Source organism: Modestobacter sp. VKM Ac-2979, from assembly GCF_026967995.1.
Taxonomy (GTDB): domain Bacteria; phylum Actinomycetota; class Actinomycetes; order Mycobacteriales; family Geodermatophilaceae; genus Modestobacter.
In genome coordinates, this window is sequence record NZ_JAPVBO010000001.1 from 190,661 (window position 1) to 211,303 (window position 20,643).

The 20,643-nt window shown below is 74.3% G+C and carries 17 protein-coding genes; 9 read left to right on the forward strand and 8 right to left on the reverse strand.

Going from position 1 to position 20,643, the window contains the following annotated elements; translation table 11 throughout:
• Positions 1-64: 64 nt before the first annotated feature.
• Positions 65-616: an isopentenyl-diphosphate Delta-isomerase gene (gene idi, locus O2W15_RS00910; RefSeq protein WP_269161820.1), complete on the reverse strand. Its 552-nt coding sequence runs from the start codon at positions 614-616 to the stop codon at positions 65-67.
• A gap of 150 nt (positions 617-766) precedes the next feature.
• On the opposite strand from idi, the gene O2W15_RS00915 reads away from it, so the two are divergent.
• Positions 767-3,346: an EAL domain-containing protein gene (locus O2W15_RS00915; protein ID WP_269178012.1), complete on the forward strand. Its 2,580-nt coding sequence runs from the start codon at positions 767-769 to the stop codon at positions 3,344-3,346.
• 50 nt (positions 3,347-3,396) lie between these two features.
• Here the strand turns inward: O2W15_RS00915 and O2W15_RS00920 are convergent, their stop codons facing one another.
• The 4 genes from O2W15_RS00920 to O2W15_RS00935 all read right to left on the reverse strand — a co-directional run bounded on the left by O2W15_RS00920 (position 3,397) and on the right by O2W15_RS00935 (position 9,868).
• Entirely contained in the window at positions 3,397-3,783 is a 387-nt protein-coding gene (locus tag O2W15_RS00920) for a DUF2267 domain-containing protein (protein WP_269178013.1), read from the reverse strand.
• A gap of 65 nt (positions 3,784-3,848) precedes the next feature.
• Positions 3,849-4,988 (reverse strand): enolase C-terminal domain-like protein, encoded by a 1,140-nt coding sequence (locus O2W15_RS00925; protein ID WP_269178014.1) that lies wholly within the window; start codon positions 4,986-4,988, stop codon positions 3,849-3,851.
• Positions 4,988-8,077, reverse strand: a complete 3,090-nt coding sequence (locus O2W15_RS00930) for an FAD-binding and (Fe-S)-binding domain-containing protein (RefSeq protein WP_269178015.1) — start codon at positions 8,075-8,077, stop codon at positions 4,988-4,990. Before O2W15_RS00930 ends, O2W15_RS00925 begins: the two co-directional genes overlap by 1 nt.
• Before the next feature lie 3 nt (positions 8,078-8,080).
• On the reverse strand, positions 8,081-9,868 hold the full coding sequence (locus O2W15_RS00935) for a thiamine pyrophosphate-requiring protein (protein ID WP_269178016.1): 1,788 nt from the start codon (positions 9,866-9,868) through the stop codon (positions 8,081-8,083).
• A gap of 167 nt (positions 9,869-10,035) precedes the next feature.
• Here O2W15_RS00935 and O2W15_RS00940 point away from each other — a divergent pair, with 167 nt between their 5' ends.
• Genes O2W15_RS00940 through O2W15_RS00960 form a run of 5 tightly spaced genes read left to right on the forward strand, consistent with a single transcriptional unit; the run spans position 10,036 to position 14,569 of the window.
• Positions 10,036-10,266, forward strand: a complete 231-nt coding sequence (locus tag O2W15_RS00940; RefSeq protein ID WP_269178017.1) for a hypothetical protein — start codon at positions 10,036-10,038, stop codon at positions 10,264-10,266.
• A gap of 5 nt (positions 10,267-10,271) precedes the next feature.
• Complete coding sequence (locus tag O2W15_RS00945) at positions 10,272-10,715, forward strand: PPC domain-containing DNA-binding protein (RefSeq protein WP_269178018.1); 444 nt, start codon at positions 10,272-10,274, stop codon at positions 10,713-10,715.
• 56 nt (positions 10,716-10,771) lie between these two features.
• Entirely contained in the window at positions 10,772-11,617 is an 846-nt protein-coding gene (locus O2W15_RS00950; protein ID WP_269161812.1) for an alpha/beta fold hydrolase, read from the forward strand.
• 25 nt (positions 11,618-11,642) lie between these two features.
• On the forward strand, positions 11,643-13,460 hold the full coding sequence (locus tag O2W15_RS00955; protein ID WP_269178019.1) for a PP2C family protein-serine/threonine phosphatase: 1,818 nt from the start codon (positions 11,643-11,645) through the stop codon (positions 13,458-13,460).
• Positions 13,461-13,489: 29 nt separating this feature from the next.
• On the forward strand, positions 13,490-14,569 hold the full coding sequence (locus O2W15_RS00960; RefSeq protein ID WP_269178020.1) for an NAD-dependent epimerase/dehydratase family protein: 1,080 nt from the start codon (positions 13,490-13,492) through the stop codon (positions 14,567-14,569).
• Between the two features lie 90 nt (positions 14,570-14,659).
• On the opposite strand, the gene O2W15_RS00965 is transcribed toward O2W15_RS00960, so the two are convergent.
• Positions 14,660-15,814: an acyl-CoA dehydrogenase family protein gene (locus O2W15_RS00965; RefSeq protein WP_269178021.1), complete on the reverse strand. Its 1,155-nt coding sequence runs from the start codon at positions 15,812-15,814 to the stop codon at positions 14,660-14,662.
• 99 nt (positions 15,815-15,913) lie between these two features.
• Positions 15,914-16,768 carry an aldo/keto reductase gene (locus tag O2W15_RS00970; RefSeq protein WP_269178022.1) on the reverse strand — a complete coding sequence of 285 codons (855 nt, stop codon included), beginning with the start codon at positions 16,766-16,768 and terminating at the stop codon, positions 15,914-15,916.
• 218 nt (positions 16,769-16,986) lie between these two features.
• Here O2W15_RS00970 and O2W15_RS00975 point away from each other — a divergent pair, with 218 nt between their 5' ends.
• From O2W15_RS00975 to O2W15_RS00985, 3 genes are read left to right on the forward strand one after another with little or no spacing between them, the layout of a single operon-like run.
• Positions 16,987-18,219 (forward strand): MFS transporter, encoded by a 1,233-nt coding sequence (locus tag O2W15_RS00975; RefSeq protein ID WP_269178023.1) that lies wholly within the window; start codon positions 16,987-16,989, stop codon positions 18,217-18,219.
• On the forward strand, positions 18,212-18,811 hold the full coding sequence (locus O2W15_RS00980; protein ID WP_269161806.1) for a histidine phosphatase family protein: 600 nt from the start codon (positions 18,212-18,214) through the stop codon (positions 18,809-18,811). The genes O2W15_RS00975 and O2W15_RS00980 overlap by 8 nt, the downstream gene beginning before the upstream one ends.
• Complete coding sequence (locus tag O2W15_RS00985) at positions 18,772-19,551, forward strand: phosphotransferase (protein WP_269178024.1); 780 nt, start codon at positions 18,772-18,774, stop codon at positions 19,549-19,551. Before O2W15_RS00980 ends, O2W15_RS00985 begins: the two co-directional genes overlap by 40 nt.
• A gap of 10 nt (positions 19,552-19,561) precedes the next feature.
• Here the strand turns inward: O2W15_RS00985 and O2W15_RS00990 are convergent, their stop codons facing one another.
• Positions 19,562-20,641 carry an EAL domain-containing protein gene (locus O2W15_RS00990; RefSeq protein WP_269178025.1) on the reverse strand — a complete coding sequence of 360 codons (1,080 nt, stop codon included), beginning with the start codon at positions 20,639-20,641 and terminating at the stop codon, positions 19,562-19,564.
• Positions 20,642-20,643: the final 2 nt, after the last annotated feature.

Sequence of the window (20,643 nt, forward strand, 5' to 3'; positions counted from 1 at the left end):
CGAGGCTCGCCCGCGCTCGCACGGGCGAGCCTCGTGAGGGGGCTGCGCAGCGCGGCCGTCGCGGTCACCCGGCGACGGGGAGCAGCCCGGCGGCCTCGATGAGGCGGGCCTGCTCGCGACACCAGGGCGACCACGCGTCGTACTGCTGGGTCTCCTGGCGGTCGCGGAAGGTGGCCCAGTCCAGCACCTCCCACTCCCCCACCTCGGTGGGCTCGGGTGCCGGCGTGCCGGTGAACCGGCCGACGTAGACCGGGCAGATCTCGTTCTCCACGACGCCCCGGAACTCGGCCCGGTAGCGGTAGGAGGGCAGCGCCGGGCGCAGGTCGGCCACGTCGAGCCCGAGCTCGAAGCGGGCGCGTCGGGCGATCGCCTGCAGGTCGTCCTCACCCGGCCCCGGGTGCCCGCAGACCGTGTTGGTCCACATCCCCGGGAAGGTGGCCTTGTCCTCCGCTCTGCGGGTGACCAGCAGCCGGCCGTCGTCGGCGAAGAGGTAGGCGGAGAACGCGCGGTGCAACGGCGTCTCGCCGGTGTGCACCAGCGGCTTCGGCATGGTGCCGATCTCCGCCCCGTCCTCGTCGACCAGCACGATCAGCTCTGCCGTCGGGGATGCCACCACACCCCCATGATCCCCGACGCGGGTCCATCGCGCGCAGAGGACCGTCGATCAAGATCGACTCGGACGGGTGAGAGGGCGTCGTCACGCACAGCGATCATCTGCACACTCGTCGGCGTCACCATGGCCGGCGACCCGAGAGGACCAGCACGGATGAGCAGCACCGCGACGGCGACCGCCGCACTCGCCGACGTCGCCCTCCCCGACGGAGCACTCCAGGTCGCGCTCTCCGCCGATCTGGCCCGCACCGACGCCGGCGGCACCCTCCGCGAGCTCGCGCAGCCCGTCCACCGGGTGCCCGGTGGCGCGACGATGGCCTCGGTCGACGCGCTGTTCCGGCGCGATGCCACCCTCCGCTGGGTCGTCGTCGACGGGCCCGGCGACCCGGTGCTGGTCAGCCGATCGTGGTTCGAGCTGTCCATGACCGGCCGGCTGGGCTACGGCCGCCTGTTGCAGCAGCGCCGCCGGGTGCGGGACGCCGCACCACCGGAGACGCTGCGGTACCCCGCCGACTGCCCCGTCGCCCGCGCGGCTGCTGCCGTCATCCAACGGCGCTCCGGTGGCGAGGACCTGCTCGACGGCGTGCTGGTCTCCTGGCCCGACGGCCGACTGGGCGTCGCACCGGTGACGGCCGTGTTCGAACAGCTCGCCCAGGAGTACGCCCACCAGGCCCTGCACGACCCCCTCACCGGCCTGCCGAACCGGCTGCTCCTGCTCGAGCGGCTGCGGCAGGCGGTCTGCCCGGGGTCCTCCGCCGTGCTGTTCGTCATCGACCTGGACCGGTTCAAGGACGTCAACGACCATCTCGGTCACGCGGCCGGTGATGACGTGCTGACCGAGTTCGCGCACCGGCTGCGCACCGTCGCCCGTAGCGAGGACCTGGTCGTCCGGCTCAGCGGCGACGAGTTCGCCCTGCTGACGCCGGCGCTGACCACCGCGCAGAGCACCGCGCTGGCGGAGCGGATCGTGCTGACCGCGGCGGCGCCGTTCGTCGTCCTCCCGCGCGGCGCCCACCGGGACGCCGAACAGCTGGCCAGCCTCGGGGCGAGCGTCGGGGTGGCCAGCTGCTCGATGGAGGTGCGCTCGCCGGACGAGCTGCTGCACCGGGCCGACCTGGCGATGTTCCGGGCGAAGTCGCTGGGGCGGGGCCGGGTGGCCCACTTCGACACCGCACTGCTGGATGACACCGAGACCACCGACGCGGTGCGGGCCCGGCACCGGATGGAACGGCGGCTGCGGCTGGCCATCGAGTCGCGCTCGCTCTCCCTGCACTACCAGCCGGTCGTCACGCTGCCCTCCGGTCAGGTGACCGGGGTGGAGGCGCTGGCCCGCTGGGAGGACGACGAGCTGGGCAGGGTGGCCCCCGACCAGTTCATCCCGCTCGCCGAGCGGACCGGCCTGGTCGTCGACCTCGGGCGCTGGGTGCTGCAGACGGCGTGCCGGGAGGCCGCGGGCTGGCCGGCCGGCCCCTCCGGGATGCCCCCGAGCGTGGCCGTCAACGTCTCCCCGGTGCAGCTGGCCCAGCGGGGCTTCATCGACGACGTCACCCGGGCGCTGGCCGACAGCGGGCTGGCTCCGGACCGGCTGTGCCTGGAGATCACCGAGACCGCGGCGATCACCGACCTCACCGCCACCGCAGCGCGGCTGAGCCAGGTGCGCGACCTCGGCGTGCGACTGGCCCTGGACGACTTCGGAGCCGGGCACTCCGCGCTGACGCTGCTGCGCGCCCTGCCGGTGCACCTGGTCAAGATCGACCGCTCGTTCATCGAGCGGGTCGCCAGCGACACCGCCGACGCGGTGCTGGTCCGGCTGGTCATCGAGGCGGCGCACAGCCTGGGCCGCCGGGTCTGCGCCGAGGGCGTCGAGACCGCCGAGCAGGCACAGCAGCTGGTGTCGATGGGCTGCGACTCGGCGCAGGGCTGGCTGTTCGGCCGCCCCGAGCCGGCCTCGCCCCGGCTCGCCGGACTGCTCACCTCCCGCACCCTGGCCGAACCGCTGGCCACCGACGCCGTGCTGCCACTGGGCGGCAACGACGAACTGGTCCTGGTGACCACCCCGGAGCGGGTCATCACCTACGCCTCGGCCAGCAGCGGGCCGATCCTCGGCTGGCTGCCGCAGGAGCTGGTCGGCAGGTCCGTGGGTGAGTTCTTCCACCCCGACGACCTCGCGCGCGTCCGCGCGGACCCCGAGCTGGCCGCCCGCTACGCCGACGGCCTCGGCGTGCACCGGGTGCTGCACCGGGACGGCAGCGTCCGCTGGCTGGAGAGCGACACCCGGCGGCTGGTCGCCGACGACGGCACGGTGCGGGAGGTCCTCTCGGTCTCCCGGGACGTGACCGCCACGGTCGAGGCGCGGCGCGACCTGGCCGACAGCGAGCTGATGTTCCGGCACGCCTTCGACGACGCCCCGATCGGCATGACCCTGACCCGGATGGACGGCTCGCTGGTCCGGGTGAACAAGGCGTTCGCGGCGCTGCTGGGGACCACGACCGAGGCGCTCGGCGCCCGCCGCGTCCAGGACCTGACCCCGGCCGACGGCCAGGCGGCGGTCGGTGGGCTGTTCACCGAGTTCATCGGCGTCACCGAGCTCTCCACCCGCTTCCGGCACGCCGACGGCCACGAGGTGCCGGTGCTGGTGCGCGTCTCGGTGGTCCGGGACCAGGCCGGGGAACCGACGTCGGTCTTCTCCCACGTGCTGCCCGAGCCGGCGCCGGCCACCGTCCCCGCTGCGTGATCGGAACCCGCAGCGGGCGGTGAGCCAGGCCGCCGACGGTGGCTGCCCGGTCAGTGCTGGGCGTTCTCCGTGTGCGTCAGGTCGCCGTAGTCGGCGGGCAGCTGGTCGAGCACGTGCAGGTACTCCGCCCCCACCGCCTCCCGCAGCGCTGCGGTGACCGCACGGGCGTGCTGCCGCGCCTGCTCGGGGGTGCAGCCCTGGCCCTCCGCGTCGGCCACCCGGCGGTAGAACTCCGCCAGGTCGAAGCGCTCGACCGACCCGTCGGTCGGGACCGCCTCGGCCAGCCCTCCTGGCAACTGCGCCGCCAGGTCGGCCGCCTCGGTGGACAACCGCTGGCCCAGCACCATGAGGGTGGCCCGGACCGCCTGCACGGCGTGCTCGTGGTCGGGGATGCGGGCGGACTGCTGCACGGCGGAGACGAACTCGTGTTCCTGCATCGGTCGTTCCTCCTCGTTCCTCGGATGACGCGCCCGCGAGGTCCGCGGGCACCGGACCGCACCGGTCAGCCGATGCGGAGGTCCTCGACGTCCTCGGTGCGCACCGTCAGCCCGAGGCCGGGCGCCTCACCCGGCGGACGGACACGACCGTGCACCGGCTCGACGACGCCGTCGAAGAGCCGACGCTCGAACCGCTCGTGGTCGTGGAACCACTCCAGGTGCCGCAGGTTCGGCGTCGCCGGCCCGAGGTGCGCGTGCAGGGTGGGCACGCAGTGCGACGACACCTCCAGCTGGTGCCCGGCAGCGACGGCACAGGCCCGCAGCCACTCGGTCACCCCGCCGCAGCGGCTGGCGTCCACCTGCAGGCAGTCGACCGCCCCGGCGCCGCACATGGCCGCGAAGTCGGGCAACCGGGCGCCGTACTCCCCGGCGGCGACGTCGCAGTCGAGGCTCTCGCGGACCAGCCGCAGCCCGGCCAGGTCGTCGGAGGAGACCGGCTCCTCGAACCAGACGACGCCGAGGTCGTCGAGCTCCCGACCGACCCGGACCGCCTGCTTCGCGGTGTAGCCACCGTTGGCGTCGACGAGCAGGGCGGCGTCGTCCCCCAGCACCTCGCGGGCCAGCCGGGTGCGCGCGAGGTCCCGGGGCACCGCCGTCCCCCAGGACTCCCCGATCTTGATCTTCACCTGGTCGTGGCCGCGCGCCAGCCAGCCGTCGAGCTGGTCGCGGGTGGCGGCGTCGTCGTAGGTGGTGAACCCCCCGCTGGCGTAGACCGCGGAGTCCCGGCGCACCGCACCGAGCAGGCCCGTGAGCGGGACGTCGAGCAGCCGCGCCTTCAGGTCCCACAGCGCGACGTCGACGGCCGAGATCGCCATCGCCACCAGGCCCGGCGCGCCCGCGTTGCGGACGGCGCGGGCCATGTCGAACGCGGCTGCCGGGGGGTCGAGCACCGGGCAGCCGACGACCACCTCGGTGAGCAGGCTGCGGACCACGGCGGCCGCCGTGGCGTCGGCGTAGGTCCAGCCGACCCCGGTGCTGCCGCCGCCGGAGGCGTGCACCACCACGGCGGTGGTGGCGTCCCAGCTCAGCGTGCCGTCCGCCTCGGGCCGGTCGGTGGGCAGCCGGTAGACGGCGACCTCGAGCGCGTCGACCCGCGGGTCGGACGACGTCCCGCTGTGCGCGGCCGGGCCCCGGTCCGTGGCCATCAGCCGCGCACCCGCCGCAGTCCGGTGGCCGCCGCGGCGACGCCGAGCGCAGCCGTGGCGGCCAGGGCCGCACCCTGGGCGACCCGGCCGGGCGGCCGCGGGCGCCCGGCTAGCACCTGCTCGGGGTGCTCGGCCAGGCGGGCACCCTCGACCAGGCCGGCCAGCGCCTCTGCGGAGTGCACCGCCCGCCGTCCGGTGTCGCCCTGCTCGATCTGGGTGCGGCAGCTGAAGCCGTCCGCCAGCACCACCGCGCGGGGATCGCCGTCCCGCACGGCCGGCAGCAGCACCTGCTCCCCGCACGCCATCGACACCTCGTGGTGGCCGCGCTCGAACCCGAAGTTGCCGGCGAGTCCACAGCAGCCGGAGTCCAGCACGTCCGCGTCGAACCCGGCCTTGCGCAGCAGCTCGCGGTCGGCGTCGAACCCCATGATCGAGTGGTGGTGGCAGTGGGTCTGCACCATCGCCGTGCGCTCGGCCGGTGGCGGCGACCAGTCCGGGGCCCGCTCGGCGAGCAGCTCCGCGAGGGTCCGGGTGCTCTCGGCGAGCCGGCGGACGTCGTCGTCGTCGGGGAGGAGCTCGGGCGCGTCGGCCCGGAACACCGCGGTGCAGCTGGGCTCCAGCCCGACGACCGGCAGCCGGTCCCGCACCGCGGGGCCGAGCGCCTGCGCCGTGCGACGCAGCACCCGGGAGGCCACGTCCAACTGGCCGGTGGAGATCCAGGTGAGCCCGCAGCAGAGCTCCTGCTCCGGCAGCCGCACCCGGAAGCCGGCGTCCTCGAGGACCGTCACCGCCGCCCGACCGATGGCCGGGTGGAAGAACTCGGTGAAGGTGTCCGGCCAGAGCAGCACCTCACCGTGCCGACCGTCCCCGCGCGGACCACGCTCCCGGTACCAGTGGGTGAACCGCTCGGGCGCGAACAGCGGCAGCTCCCGCTCGGGGGTGATCCCGGCGGCGGCCTGCACGAGCCGGCGCAGACCCGGCGTCTGGGTGGCCACGTTCACCACCCCGGGGGCCAGCGCCGCGACGCGGGCCGCCAGCGGGAGCCAGCCCAGCGAGTAGTGGGTGCGCGGGCGCACCCGGCCGGCGTAGTGGTGGGAGAGGAACTCCGCCTTGTAGGTCGCCATGTCGACGTCGACCGGGCAGTCGCTCTTGCACCCCTTGCAGGCCAGGCACAGGTCCAGGGCGTCCCGGACGGCGGTCGAGCGCCACCGGTCCCGGACGACGTCGCCACGGAGCATCTCGAACAGCAGCCGGGCCCGACCCCGGGTGGAGTGCACCTCGTCGCCGGTCACCTGGTAGCTCGGGCACATCACCGCACCCTCGGCGCCCTCGCCGAGCGTGGCCCGGCACTTGCCCACGCCGACGCAGCGGGCGGCCGCCTGCGCGAAGGAGCCGCCGTCCTCCGGGTAGCCGAACGCCACCTCCGGCTGCCACGCCGGGTACTCGGTGGTGAGCCTCAGGTCCGCGTCCAGGGGCCGCGGGCGGACCACCTTGCCCGGGTTCATCCGGTTCTCCGGGTCGAACAGCTCCTTCATCCGCTCGAAGGCGCCGATCAGCTCCGGGGGGTACATCCGGGCGAGCAGCTCGCCGCGGACCTGGCCGTCACCGTGCTCGCCGGACAGCGACCCGCCGTAGCGGGTGACCAGGTCCGCGGCCTCCTCCAGGAAGGACCGGTAGCCCGTGGCGCCGCCGGGGGAACCCAGCTCGAACGGGATGCGCAGGTGCACGCAGCCGTGCCCGAAGTGCCCGTACGTGGACGCCGGGGTCAGCCCGTGCCGGTCCAGCAGGTCCCGCAGCTCCGAGAGGTAGGGCCCGAGGTCCTCCGGCGCGACCGCGGAGTCCTCCCAGCCGGGCCAGGTGTCGCGCCCACTCGGCGGGTGCGCCGTCGCGCCCAGCCCCGCCTCGCGGAAGGCCCAGAGGTCTGCCTGCTCCGCGGGGTCGTCCAGGACGAGGACCGACGGCGGCTCCGGCGCCGCACAGACGTCGGCGACCAGCCCGTCCAACCGCCGGCCGAGCTCGTCGGGGTCGTCGTCGGCGAGCTCGACGAGCAGCCAGCCGTCCCCCTCGGGCAGCTTCTCCAGTGCCCGCGGGTTCATCCCCTCCTCGGCCTGGTTCCGGCGCAGGACGTCGTCGACGCCCTCCAGCCGGTGCGGCCGCCAGGGCAGCACCCGGGTGACCTCCCGGCCGGCGGTCACCACGTCCGGGTACCCGAGCACGGCCAGCCGTCGGTGCCGGGGCAGCTCGGCGAGCTGCAGCTCGGCGCGCAGGACGGTCACCAGCGTCCCCTCGCTGCCGACCAGCGCCCGGGCCAGGTCGAAGCCGTGCTCCGGCAGCAGCGAGTCCAGGTTGTAGCCCGACACCCGCCGCGGGATCTGCGGGTACGCCGTCCGGATCTGCGCCAGGTGCTCGTCCCGCAGCGCACGGAGACCCCGGTACACCTCGGCCGGGCGCCCACCGGCCTCGACGACGCGGGCGTACTCCTCGTCCGACGTGGGGCCCGTCCACATCCGGGTGCCGTCGGCGAGGAGCACCTCCAACCGGGACACCTTGTCCACGGCCTTGCCGTAGACCTGCGCCGACGAGCCGCACGCGTTGTTCCCGAGCATCCCGCCGACCGTGCAGGTCCAGTGGGTGGCCGGCTGCGGCCCCCAGGTCAGACCGTGCTCGGCCAGCTGGTCGTCGAGGTGGTCGAGCACCATGCCCGGCTCCACCACGCAGGTCCTGCCCTCGACGTCCACGGACTCCAGCCGGTTGCAGTGCCGGCTCCAGTCCAGGACGACGGCGGCGTTCGTGGTCTGGCCGGACAGGCTGGTCCCACCGCCGCGGGACAGCAGCGGGACCCGGTGCTCACGGCAGACGGCCGCGGCCTCGACGGCGTCCTCCACCGTGCGGGGCTCCACCACACCCAGCGGCGGGGTGCGGTAGTTGGACGCATCGGTGGAGTACGCGCCCCGGGTACCGGCGTCGAAGCGGACCTCGCCGTCGACCCGGCGGGCCAGCTCCGCCTCCAGCGCGACCACGTCGACGTCCTGCTCGCCGGCTGGCCTCGGCCACACGGTGTGCGGATCGGGGAGGTCGGTGGTGGCCACGGCTCAGCTCCGGTGCGGCAGGAACTCCTGGATCTTGGTCTTGGCGCCCTGCTTGACCACTCCCCAGGCGTTCTCGTCGCCCTTGAACAGCGACTTCGCGGTCTCGGTCATCTGGTCGAGCGTGGCGTGCGGCGGGATCGGCGGGACGTCCGCGTCGCACAGCACGTCGATGACCGCCGGCTTCCCGGCGGCCAGCGCGCGGTCCCAGGCCGGGCCGACCTGCTCGGGGTCGTCGACGGTGATCGCCTCGAACCCCAGCCCGGCGGCGAAGGCCGCGTACGAGACGTCCGGAAGGGTCTGCGACTCCGCGAGCTTGGGCTCCCCGCCCATGGCCCGCATCTCCCAGGTCACCTGGTTCAGGTCGTTGTTGTGCAGCACCGCCACGACCAGCCGCGGGTCGGTCCACTCCTGCCAGTAGCGGGAGATGGTGATCAGCTCGGCCAGGCCGTTCATCTGCATCGCGCCGTCCCCGGCGAAGGCGATGACCGGCCGGTCGGGGTGGCCGAACTTGGCACCGATCCCGTAGGGCACGGCCGGGCCCATGGTGGCCAGGGTCCCCGACAGCGATCCCCGGTTGTCCGGGCCGAACCGGAGGTGCCGGGCGTACCAGTTCGCCGCCGACCCGGAGTCCGCGGTGAGGATCGCGTTGCCGGGCAACCGGTCGTTGAGCTCCCAGAACAGCCGCATCGGGTTGACCGGGTCGGCGTCGGTCATCGCCCGCATGTGGATGGTCTCCCACCACCGTCGGACGTCGTCCTCGATGCCCTCCCGCCAGGACCGGTCCTGCTTGCGCTCCAGCAGCGGGACCAGCGCGCGCAGCGTGGCCGCCGCGTCGCCGACGAGGTTGAGCTCGTAGGGGTAGCGCATCCCGATGTACTTCGCGTCGTGGTCGATCTGCACGGCGCGGGCCTGGTCGTACTCGGGGAAGAACTCGCTGTAGGGCAGGTTCGAGCCCACGGTCAGCAGGGTGTCGCAGTCCTTCATCATGTCCCAGGTGGGACGCGTGCCCAGCAGCCCGATCGACCCGGTGACGAACGGCAGGTCGTCGGGGAGCACGTCCTTGCCCAGCAGCGCCTTGGCCACCCCGGCGCCGAGCAGGTCGGCGACCTCGACCACCTCGTCGCGGGCACCCCGGGCGCCCTGCCCGACGAGCATCGCCACCTTGCCCCCGGCGTTGAGCAGGTCGGCCGCGGCGCGGATCGAGGGGTCGTCCGGGGTCACCCTCGGCGTGGAGGTGTGCACGCCGCTCGAGGGCACCATCTTGTGCTCGTGCGTCGGCGGGCTGTACTCCAGCTCCTGCACGTCCGCCGGGATGATGATCGCCGTCGGCGCGTGCTCCGCCGCTGCTGTCCGCATGGCCCGGTCCAGGACGTTGGGCAGCTGCTCGGGCACGTTGACCACGTGCACGTAGTGGTGGGCGACGTCCTTGAACAGCGACAGGAGGTCCACCTCCTGCTGGTACGAACCGCCCATGGCGCTGCGGTCGGTCTGCCCGACGATCGCGACGACCGGCACGTGGTCCAGCTTGGCGTCGTACAAACCGTTGAGCAGGTGGATGGCGCCCGGACCGGAGGTGGCCAGGCAGACCCCGACGCGGCCGGTGAACTTGGCGTAGCCGACCGCCTCGAAGGCGGACATCTCCTCGTGCCGGGACTGGATGAACTGCAGGCGGTCCTGCTTCCCGAAGGAGGCCAGGATCCCGTTGATCCCGTCCCCCGGATAGGCGAAGACCTTCTCGACGTCCCACTCGGTCAGTCGTTCCAGCAGGACGTCAGCGACAGTGCGACTCATGGCGAGATCCCCTCGCGTCGACTTCATCGTCCACCGGCCGCCTACCCCTGACCCGGGACAGAAAACGACGACGGGCCCGAAATCGGGCCGACCGCGGTCAGTTGCTTGTGCGGAGATCTCGGGGTAGGGATGAGTGGTCCAGATCACACGGAACGGAGGACCACGCCATGAGCACCCACGAGGCCGGCAACGTCACCGGCACCGCTGACAAGGACTACAACCTGCTCTGGTTCACCCAGGCCAGCCTGGACAACGCGCTCCGCCTGGAGACCTACGTCCAGGACGCCGAGCGCGCGGGCGACTCCGAGCTGGCGGAGTTCTTCCGCAAGGCGCAGAACGAGAGCCGCAAGGGCGGCGAGCAGGGCAAGGCCATGCTCAAGGCCCGCCTGGGCAGCTGACCCGGATGCGGACGACGCTGCTCACCGACGGCCCGCCCCGACAGCACGTTGTCGTCTTCGACACCGGCGACGAGGTCGTGGGCGGGCTCACCGGCTGGGCCGAGCAGAACGACCTGCCGGGCAGCTCCTTCACCGGCATCGGCGCCTTCTCCTCGGCGACGGTCGGGTACTACGACCTCGACGAGCAGGAGTACGACGAGATCCCGGTGCCCGACCAGGTGGAGGTGCTGACCCTGGCAGGCGACATCACCCGGGACGGCGAGGGCGGCTGGCAGGTGCACGCGCACGTGGTGTGCGGCCGGCGGGACGGGTCCACCGTGGGCGGGCACCTGCTGCGTGCGGTGACCCGCCCGACCCTTGAGCTGGTGGTCACCACCGGCGCGCGCCACCTCCAGCGCCGGCACGACCCGACCTCCGGCCTGGCGCTGATCGACCCGGACGCCTCCTGAGGGCCTGATCCGGCGACCCGGCGTGAGGCGGGAGCGGAGCGGGCAGTGAGCCGGGCATGGACACCTTCCGCCACGGCGACCTCGTCTTCGACGTCCGCGACTCCGGGCCGGCGGACGGCGAGCCCGTCGTCCTGCTGCACGGGTTCCCGCAGGACGCCGGTGCCTTCGACCGGCTGAGCCCGGCCCTGCACTCGGCCGGGCTGCGCACGCTCGCCCCGGACCAGCGCGGGTACTCCCCCGGTGCCCGGCCGAGCGGGCGTTCGGCCTACCGGCTGCGGACGGTCGTCGACGACGTCCTGGCGATGCTGGACGCCGCCGGCCTGCCCAGCGCGCACGTCGTCGGCCACGACTGGGGCGGGATCGCGGCGTGGGCGCTGGCGGCCTGGCACCCCTGGCGGGTGCGCACGCTGACCGCCCTGTCCGTGCCGCACCCCGCGGCGATGAGCCAGGCGCTGGGCCACAGCGACCAGGGGGTGCGGTCGGCCTACGTCGGGTTCTTCCAGCTGCCCGCCGTCCCGGAGGCGGTGCTGCTGGCCGGCCGCGGCGCGGTGCTGCGCCGGACGCTGCGCCAGGGCGGGCTGCCGGCCGAGCTGGTGGACCGCTACGTCGAGCGGATGCGCGAGCCGGGCGCGCTCACCGCCGCGCTGAACTGGTACCGGGCCCTGCCGCTCGCCGGCGGCGCCCCGGTGGGCACGGTGCGGGTGCCCACCCTGCACCTCTGGGGCGCCCGCGACCCCTTCCTGGGCCGGACCGCGACCGAGGCGAGCGCCTCGTTCGTCGCCGCCCCGTACGCGCTGGAGGTGCTCGAGGACGTCGGCCACTGGATCCCCGAACTCGCCGCCGAGCGGACCGCGGAGCTCGTCACCGCACACGTGCGCACGGCCGGGACGCCGCCCCGCTGACCGGCCCCGTCCGCACCGTTCGTCGGTGGGTCCCGGCATGCTCGTCCTGAGCAGCAGCCGACAGTCACACCCCCACCCGGACCAGGAGCCCTTCATCGACATCCCCCAGCCCAGCCCACCGGCCGACGGCGCTGTCGCCGTGGGCGGCGCGCCGGCCTGGTTCCACGCCCTGGACGACACGAGCCTCGCCCTGCTCGCGATCTGCCGCACCGACGGCACCCTGCTCGCCGCCAACCGGCAGGCTTTCGAGGGCAGTGGCCTGACCCCGGCCGAGGAGGTCGGTCGGCCGTTCTGGGCCACCGGCTGGTGGAGCGGGAGCACCGCGGTGGCCGAGCGGGTCCGCGCCTGGTGCGCCGAGGTGGCGGCCGGCGGCGCCCCGGTGCGCGCACAGACCCCCTGGTTCCAGGCCGACGGCAGCGAGCGGACGCTGGACCTGACCCTGCAGCTGGTCCAGGACCAGGCCACCGGGACCGCCTACCTCCTGCCCAACGGCACGGACGTCACCGACCGGCTGGCCGCCGCCCACACCGCCGCCCAGGCCACCGCCGCGCAGGAGGAGGCCGAGGCCCTGCGCCGGCTGGACGCGGCCCGCTCGGCCGACCTCGCCCACCTCCGCGCGGTCGAGGCGCAGCTGTCCCGGGCGCTCGAGCTGTCGGAGAAGGTGCTGGCCAACACCGCCGACGGCATCTACGGGCTGGACACCGACGGCCGGGTCGAGTTCGTCAACCCGGCGGCCATCCGGATCACCGGCCACAGCCGGGAGGAGCAGCTCGGCGGTGAGCAGCACGCGCTGATCCACCGCCACCGCCGCGACGGCTCCCCCTACCCGCGCGAGGAGTGCCCCACCTGGCGGGCACTGCGCACGGGTGTCCCGGTGGTCGCCGACGACGAGGTGTTCTGGCGCCGTGACGGCACCCCGGTGCCGGTCGAGCTGGTCGCCGTGCCCACGGTCGAGGACGGCGCCGTCACCGGTGTCGTGGTCTCCTTCCGCGACCTCACCGACCGGCGGGCCGCCGCCGCGCAGGGAGCCGAGCTGCGCCGGCTCGAGGAGCAGGCGGCCCAGGAGCGGGCGCTGTCCGACCGGCTCCAGCAGGCGCTGCTCACCCCGCCACCGGAGCCGGACCACCTGCACGTCGCCGTCCGCTACCAGCCGGCCGCGCACGGCGCCCAGGTCGGCGGCGACTGGTACGACGCGTTCCAGCAGCACGACGGGTCCACGGTCCTGGTGATCGGCGACGTCGTCGGGCACGACAGCCGCGCGGCCGCGGCGATGGGCCAGTGGCGCGGGCTGATGCGCGCCCTGGCCTACGACGACGACGGCGACCTGCCCGCGGTCCTGCGCCGGGCCGAGCGGACCGCGCGAGGGCTCGACGTCAGCACCCTCGCCACCGCCCTGCTGGCACGGATCGAGCGGCGGCCCGACCTGCCGGGCAGCCCGACCCGCCTGCTGCGCTGGGCCAGCGCCGGCCACCCCCCGCCGCTGCTGCTGGCCCCCGACGGCACGAGCACGGTGCTGGACACCCGGCCCGACCTGATGCTCGGCGTCCAGGCCGACGTCGCCCGCACCGGTCACCAGGCGGCGATGCCGGACGACGCCACCCTGCTGCTGTACACCGACGGCCTCATCGAACGGCGCGGGGCGGACCTGGACGAGGGGCTGGCCGCGCTGCAGGCCGCGGTCGCCGACCTGGGGCAGCGGCCGGTGGACGAGCTGTGCGACACCCTGCTGGCCCGGCTGGTGCCCGCGGACGTCACCGACGACGTGGCCCTGATCGCGGTGCGGTTCCACCCGGAGGACCGACCGCGCCCTCCCGGTCCGGCCCGCTCGACCGGCGACGGGTGACGACGGGGTCGCGCGGGTAGCGCCGGGGCATGGCTGAGCTGAACAGCGGACTCCTCCCGGGCATGACCGTGGCGATCACCGGCGCGAGCGGCAACGTGGGGACGGCGCTGCTGCGCGCCCTCGCCGACACCGGCGTGGCCGAGGTGCGCGGGCTGGCCCGCCGCCGCCCACCGGAGACCGAGCCCTACGCCGGGGTGCGGTGGTTCCGCGCCGACCTGGGCTCCCCGGACAGCGAGCCGGTGCTGGCCGAGTTCCTCGACGGCGTCGACGTCGTCGTGCACCTGGCCTGGGCGCTGATCCCGGATCGGGAGCCCGACGTGCTGCACGCCGTCAACATCGAGGGCACCCGCCGGGTGCTCGCCGCCGCCGGTGCCGCCGGCGTCCGGCACGTGGTGCACATGTCCTCGATCGGCACGTACGCCGCCGGCCCGCAGACCCACCCGGTCGGCGAGGACTGGCCCGCCACCGGCGTCCCCAGCTCCCAGTACAGCCGGCAGAAGGTGCAGTGCGAGCAGTTCGTGCGGGACTTCGACGCAGCGCACCCCGACGTCACCGTCTCGGTGACCCGCCCGACGCTGGTGCTGCAGCCCGACGCGGCCAGCGAGATCGGCCGGTACTTCCTCGGCCCCGTCTTCTTCCCGGCCGCGCGGGCCCTGCCCGGCGCGGTGGCCAAGCTGCTCCCCCTGCCGCTGCCCAGCTCCCTGCACCTCGGGTTCGTGCACGCCGACGACGTCGCCGACGCGATCTCCCGGATCATCGACCGCCGGGTACCGGGCGCGTTCAACCTCACGGCCCCGCCCAACTTCGACGCCGACGGGCTGGCCGGCGCGCTGGGCGCGCGGCGGGTGCCGGTGCCGGCGGTCGTGCTGCGCACCGGCATGCAGGCGGCCTTCCTCGCCCACCTGCTGCAGATCGAGCCAGGCTGGCTGGACCTGGGGATGGGGGTGCCACCGTTGGACACCACCCGGGCCCGCATCGAGCTGGACTGGCGGGCCCGGCACAACGGCGGCGACCTGCTGCGCGAGTTCGTGGCCGCACTGAGCACGGGGCAAGGTCACACCGGCCCGCTGCTGCACCCCGGCACCGGCCCCGAGCACACGCCCGCGTAGGTGATACCGATCACTCGTGCGCCGTTCCCGCCGCTCCCCCGCCGTTGCAGCAGCGGGAGAGCGGCGGGAACGGCGCGAGGGTTACGACGTTCAGCTGCGGGGCATGCCGGCGGCGCGGAGCAGCGCGTTGCCGATGATCACCTTCTGCACCTCGCTGGTGCCCTCGTAGAGCCGGTAGAGGCGGGCGTCGCGATAGAAGCGCTCGACCGGTGTCGTCCGCAGGTAGCCCAGCCCGCCGTGCACCTGCACGGCGCGGTCGGTGGCGCGGCCGACCATCTCGCTGCAGAAGAGCTTCGCCGCCGAGGGGCCGACGGAGGTGTCCTCGCCGGAGTCGTACCGGGCGGCGACGTCGATGACCATGCTGCGGGCGGCCAGCAGCTCGGTGTGCATGTCGGCGAGCATCGCCTGCACCAGCTGGAACCGGCCGATCGGCGCCCCGCCCTGCTTCGCGGTGGCGGCGTAGGCGACCGACTCGTCGAGCACCCGCTGCGCCATCCCCACGCACAGCGCGGCGATGTGCAGCCGGCCGCGGGAGAGCACGGTCAGCGCCTTGGCGTAGCCGCGGCCCTCCTCGCCGATCAGCGCATCGGCGTCGACCCGGGCGTCGTCGAAGAACACCTCGGCGGTCCATGCGCCGGACTGGCCCATCTTCTTGTCCTTCGGGCCGACGGTGACCCCGGGGGCGGTCGCGTCCACGACGAAGGTGGAGATGCCGCGGCCACCGCGCTCGGCCGGGTCGGTGCGCGCGAAGACGACGAACAGGTCGGCGATCGGCGCGTTGGTGATGTAGCGCTTCCCGCCGCTGATCACCCACCCGTCGCCGTCCCGGCGGGCGGCGGTGCGCAGCCCGGCCGGGTCGGAGCCGGCCTCGGCCTCGGTGAGCGCGAACGAGCCGATCAGCTCACCGGCCGCCAGCCGGGGCAGGTACGTCTTCTGCTGCTCCTCGTTGCCGAACTTGGCGATCACCTGTCCGGCGATGCCGTTGTTGGTGCCGAACAGCGACCGGAACGCCGGGGTCGTGTAGCCGAACTCGAAGGCCAGCTGGACGTCCTCGCTCATGGTGACGCCGAGGCCGCCGTGCTCCTCGGGCAGCGCGTAGCCGAACAGGCCCATCTCCGCGGCGGCGCTGCGCAGCTCGTCGGGGATCCGGTCGTCGAGGTCGATCTCCTCCTCGCGGGGGACGACCACCTCCCGGACCAGCTGGCGGACGGCGTCCTTGACCTGGCGGAAGACATCGTTGTCCATGCCGACATGCTGAACCCCCGGCCGCGCACAGCGCGACCGGGGGTCCATGGCCCCGTCCAGAGGCTCGCCCCGAGCGTGCGAGGAGAACGGGGGCCTTCGTCAGGCGAGCGCGTCCAGGCGGGCCATCTCGTCGGCGGAGAGGGTGAGCTGGGCCGCGCCGAGGTTCTCGGTCAGGTGGTCGACCGACTTGGTGCCCGGGATCGGCAGGATGACCGGGGACTTCTGCAGCAGCCAGGCCAGCGCGACCTGCGACGGGGTGGCGCCGAGCTCCTCCGCCACGGCCGCGACCGGGCTGTCGGGCTTGGCCAGGTCACCGGTGGCGATCGGGAACCACGGGATGAAGGCGATGCCCTCGGCCTCGGCGTACTCCAGCACGTCCTGGGACTGCCGGTTGGTCAGGTTGTACAGGTTCTGCACGCTGACGATCTCGGTGATCGCGCGGGCCGCCTTCAGCTCGTCGACGGAGACCTCGGAGACGCCGATGTGCCGCACCTTGCCCTGCTCCTTGAGGTCGGCGAAGGCGCCGAGCTGGTCGGCCAGCGGCACCTGCGGGTCGATCCGGTGCAGCTGGATGAGGTCGATCCGGTCGACCTTCAGGTTGCGCAGCGAGAGCTCGACCTGCTGGGTGAGGTACTCCGGGCGCCCGGACACCGGCCACACGCCGGGGCCGGTCCGGGTCAGGCCCGCCTTGGTGCCGATGACGAGCCCGTCGGGGTACGGGAACGCGGCCTCGGCGATGATCTGCTCGCTGACCTGCGGACCGTAGGAGTCGGCGGTGTCGATGAAGTCGACCCCCGCCTCGATCGCGGCCCGCACGACCTCGATCGCGCCCGGGCGGTCGGCCGGCTGGTCCCAGACACCGGGGCCGGTCAGCTGCATGGCGCCGTAGCCGAGGCGGTGGACGGTCAGGTCCCCACCGAGGTCGAAGGTGAGCGGGGTGGTGGCGGTGGTCATGGGTCCTCCTGCGCATCGGGTGTCCGGTGCCCGCGGCCGTGCCTGCGGGACTCGTTGTGCACAAGGTGTTCCGGTCGTCGACCCTTCCCGGGTCACCCGACTGTGACCGGTGCCACCCGCCGTCCCCCGCCGTCGACCGGCACCTGCAGCTGGAGGAAGGTGGACCGGTGCAACGAAGCGGTCTGGCGCGACCGAGGGGGCGGGCCGGGACGACGGCCGTGCCGCTCCTCCTGCTGGCCGGGGTGGTGCTGGTCGCACTCAACCTGCGCGGGCCGCTGGTGGCGATCGCCCCCGTGGTCGACGCCATGCGGGCCGACCTGGGCGTCTCCACCGGCACGATCGGGCTGCTGACCAGCATCCCGGTGCTCTGCTTCGGGCTGGCCGCCCCGCTGGCGTCGCTGCTGATCGCCCGCACCGGGGTCCACCGCGCGGTCGTCGTGTCGATGGCCGGGGTGCTCGCCGGCACGCTGCTGCGCTCACTCGGCAGCCCCACTGCCGCGATCGCGGGCACCGTCGTCATCGGCCTGGCCATCACGGTCGGGAACGTCGTCGTCCCGGTCGTCATCGGCCGCGACTTCCCCGGCGCCACCAACGTGGTCACCGCTGCCTACACGGCGGCGCTGAACATCGGCTCCACGCTCACCTCCGCCCTCACCGCCCCACTCGCCGACCTGGTCGGCTGGCAGGTGGCGCTGGCCGCCTGGGGGCTCCTGGTCGTCGTCGCCGCCACCGTCTGGACCGCCGCACTGCGCCAGCAGGTCGCCCGCACCGCCGCGGCCGAGGCGGCGGGCACCGCGCCGCCCCCGCCGGCACCGGTCGCGCCCGGCCGCTCGGTCTGGCGACAGCCGGCGGCCTGGGGCCTGACGCTGGCGTTCGCCGGCCAGGCGTTCAGCTACTACGGGGCGACCGCCTGGCTGCCCACCCTGCTGGCCGACGTGAACGGGATGACCCGGGCGGCGGCCGGGGCCAGCTCCGCGCTGTTCCAGGTGTTCGCCGTGGTCGGCGCCTTCGCCGTCCCGGCGCTGGTGGCCTGGTGGAAGCGCCCGTCCATGGTGCTGCTGGCGGTCACCGTCGTCTGGGCGGCGCTGCCGCTGGGGCTGCTGACCGCCCCGTCGCTGTGGGCCCTGTGGTGCTCGCTGGCCGGGATCGCCCAGGGCGGTGGCATCACCGTGGTCTTCATCGCGATCGTGCGCCGGTCCCGGGACCTGACCGAGAACCGCCGCCTCTCGGCGATGGTGCAGGGTGGCGGTTACGTCGTGGCCGCGACCGGACCCCTGGTGATCGGCGCCGTGCACGAGGCGAGCGGTGGTTGGAGTGCGCCGCTGCTGGTCATCCTGGGGTCTGTGATCGTCATGGCCGTGGCCGGCACGGCATCCGCCGGTGGCCGGACCGAGGCAGCAAGCGAGGCGGGACCGGTACCGGTCCCCGCAGGGGAGGAACGTCGTGGGTGAGCTGGTGGTCGTCCGGCACGGGCAGACCGAGTGGAGCGCGAGCGGGCAGCACACCGGCCTGACCGACCTGCCGCTGTTGCCGCACGGTGAGGACGACGGCCGGCGGCTGCGCCCGGTGCTCGGGCAGCGGGAGATCACGCACGCCTTCGTCAGCCCGCTGATCCGGGCCCGGCACACCGCCGAGCTCGCCGGGTTGTTCGAGGGCGGCATCGACGCCCAGCTGGAACCGGACCTCGTCGAGGTCGACTACGGCGGCTGGGAGGGGCTGACGACGCCGGAGATCAGCGAGCGGGTCGGCCGCTCGTGGTCGCTGTGGCACGACGGCACGATCCCCGGCGAGACCCCGGGCGAGACGCTGGCGCAGGTGGCCGAACGGGTCGACCGGGTGCTGGAGAAGGCCCGCCCGCTGCTGGCCGACGGGGACGTCGCCCTCGTGGCGCACGGCCACGTGCTGCGGGTCCTCGCCGCCCGCTGGATCGGCTTCGGCCCGGAGCAGGGCGCACTGCTCCCCCTCGCCACCGGCCGGTACGGCACGCTCGGGTTCGACCACGAGTGGCAGGCACTGACCGGCTGGAACACCGGCTGCCCGTGACCGAGGAGCCGCTGCCGACCAACGCGAGCAGCGGCGTGGTGCGCGTGGGCGACACCGTCCGCCGCCCGGCCGGGCCCTGGACCGACTCCGTCGACGCCCTCCTGGCGCACCTGCACGCCGTGGGCTTCCCTGGCGCGCCCCGCCCGCTCGGGCGCGACGAGCAGGGGCGACAGGTGCTGCAGTTCCTCGCTGGCGAGGCCGGCTCTCCCGATCCCCGATGGAGCACCACGGACCTGGGCGCGGTCGGGCGGTTGCTGCGCGACTTCCACGACGCCGCGGCTGACTTCGCCCCACCTCCGGACGCGGTGTGGCAGACAGCCATCCCCGCCGACCGCGAGGACCTCGTCGTCCACCACGATCCGGCGCCGTGGAACCTGGTACGCCGACCGGCCGGGTGGGCGCTGATCGACTGGGACGCCGCCGGACCAGGCTCACGGCTGTGGGACCTGGCCTACACGGCGCAGACCGCGGTGCCTCTGCGGGCGGACCGACCGCTCGCACCCACCTTGCCGCGGCTGCGTGCGGTCGTGGACGGCTACGGCCTGGACGACGCCGGGCGCGCAGCACTGGTGCCGATGCTGCACCGCCGGGTGACGGCGATGGTCGAGCTGCTCCGCTCCGGGGCGGCGAACGGCCGGCGACCATGGGCGCGCATCTGGACCGAGGACGGGCCGTACTGGCAGCGGACAGCCGACCACCTGGCCGCCCACACCGACGACTGGGCCGCGGCGCTGGGCTGAACCGCCCCCCTCAGGCGAAGACGAGCTCCGGTTCGGCCTCGGGCTCGGGGCGCACCGGGCGGCCGAACAGCCAGCCCTGACCCAGGTCGGCCCCGACCGCGCGCGCCTGGTCGGCGATCCGCTCGGACTCGATGCCCTCGGCCACCACGACCCCGCCCTGCAGGTGGGTCAGCTCGGTGAGCGCCCGGGCGATGGCCTGGGCACCGGGTTCCTGCAGCCGGGAGACCAGGGTCTTGCTGAGCTTGACGACGTCGGGGCGCACCACGCTCACCAGCGCCAGGCTGGACCAGCCGACGCCGACGTCGTCCAGCGCGACCCGCCAGCCCAGCGACCGGTGGTGCTCGAGCACCGAGAGCAGGTGCTCGTGGTCGATCACCGCGTGCGAGGCGACGACCTCGAACACCAGCTGCCGGGGGTCGATGCCGCTGTCGTGCACCGCCCGCTCGGTGCTGGCCAGGCACACCGAGGGCCGGTGGACCGCCGCCGGGTCGGAGTTCACGTAGAGGTCCGCGCTGCCCAGCCACCCGGCCGCGCCGCGGATGGCGGCCTCCCGGGCCACCCGGTCCAGCCGACGCAGCCAGCCGGCCCGCTCGGCGAGGAAGAACAGGTCGCCGCCGCCGACCTCGCGCCCGTCGACCCGGCCGCGCAGCAGCGCCTCGTGGCCCACCATCCCGCCGGTCGTGAGGGACATGATCGGCTGGTACACCGGCCACAGCTCCGCATCGGTGAGCAGCGCCATCTCCACGGTCACCCCGCGGCGGGCCAGCTCGACGGCGAGCGTGGGTGCGGTGAGCAGCCGCGTGGCCAGGGCGACGCCGTCGCTGGGCGGGTCGGCGGTCACCCGGACGGCCTCGGTCTCGGCAGCGGTGAGCTCCCGGGCCAGCCGCTGGAACAGCCGGTCGATCCGCCGGCCACCCTCGTCGTCCACGATGTCGAGGAGTCCGGGGGCGGTGCCGATCCGCAGCCCCATCGCGCCGGCGATCCGGGAGATGCTGGGCAGCACGTGGCTGAGCGTGCTGGCCAGCAGCAGCCGGCGGGCACGCTGGGGGGTCTCCCAGGAGGGACGAACGACGTCCACAGGCTCGTTCACGC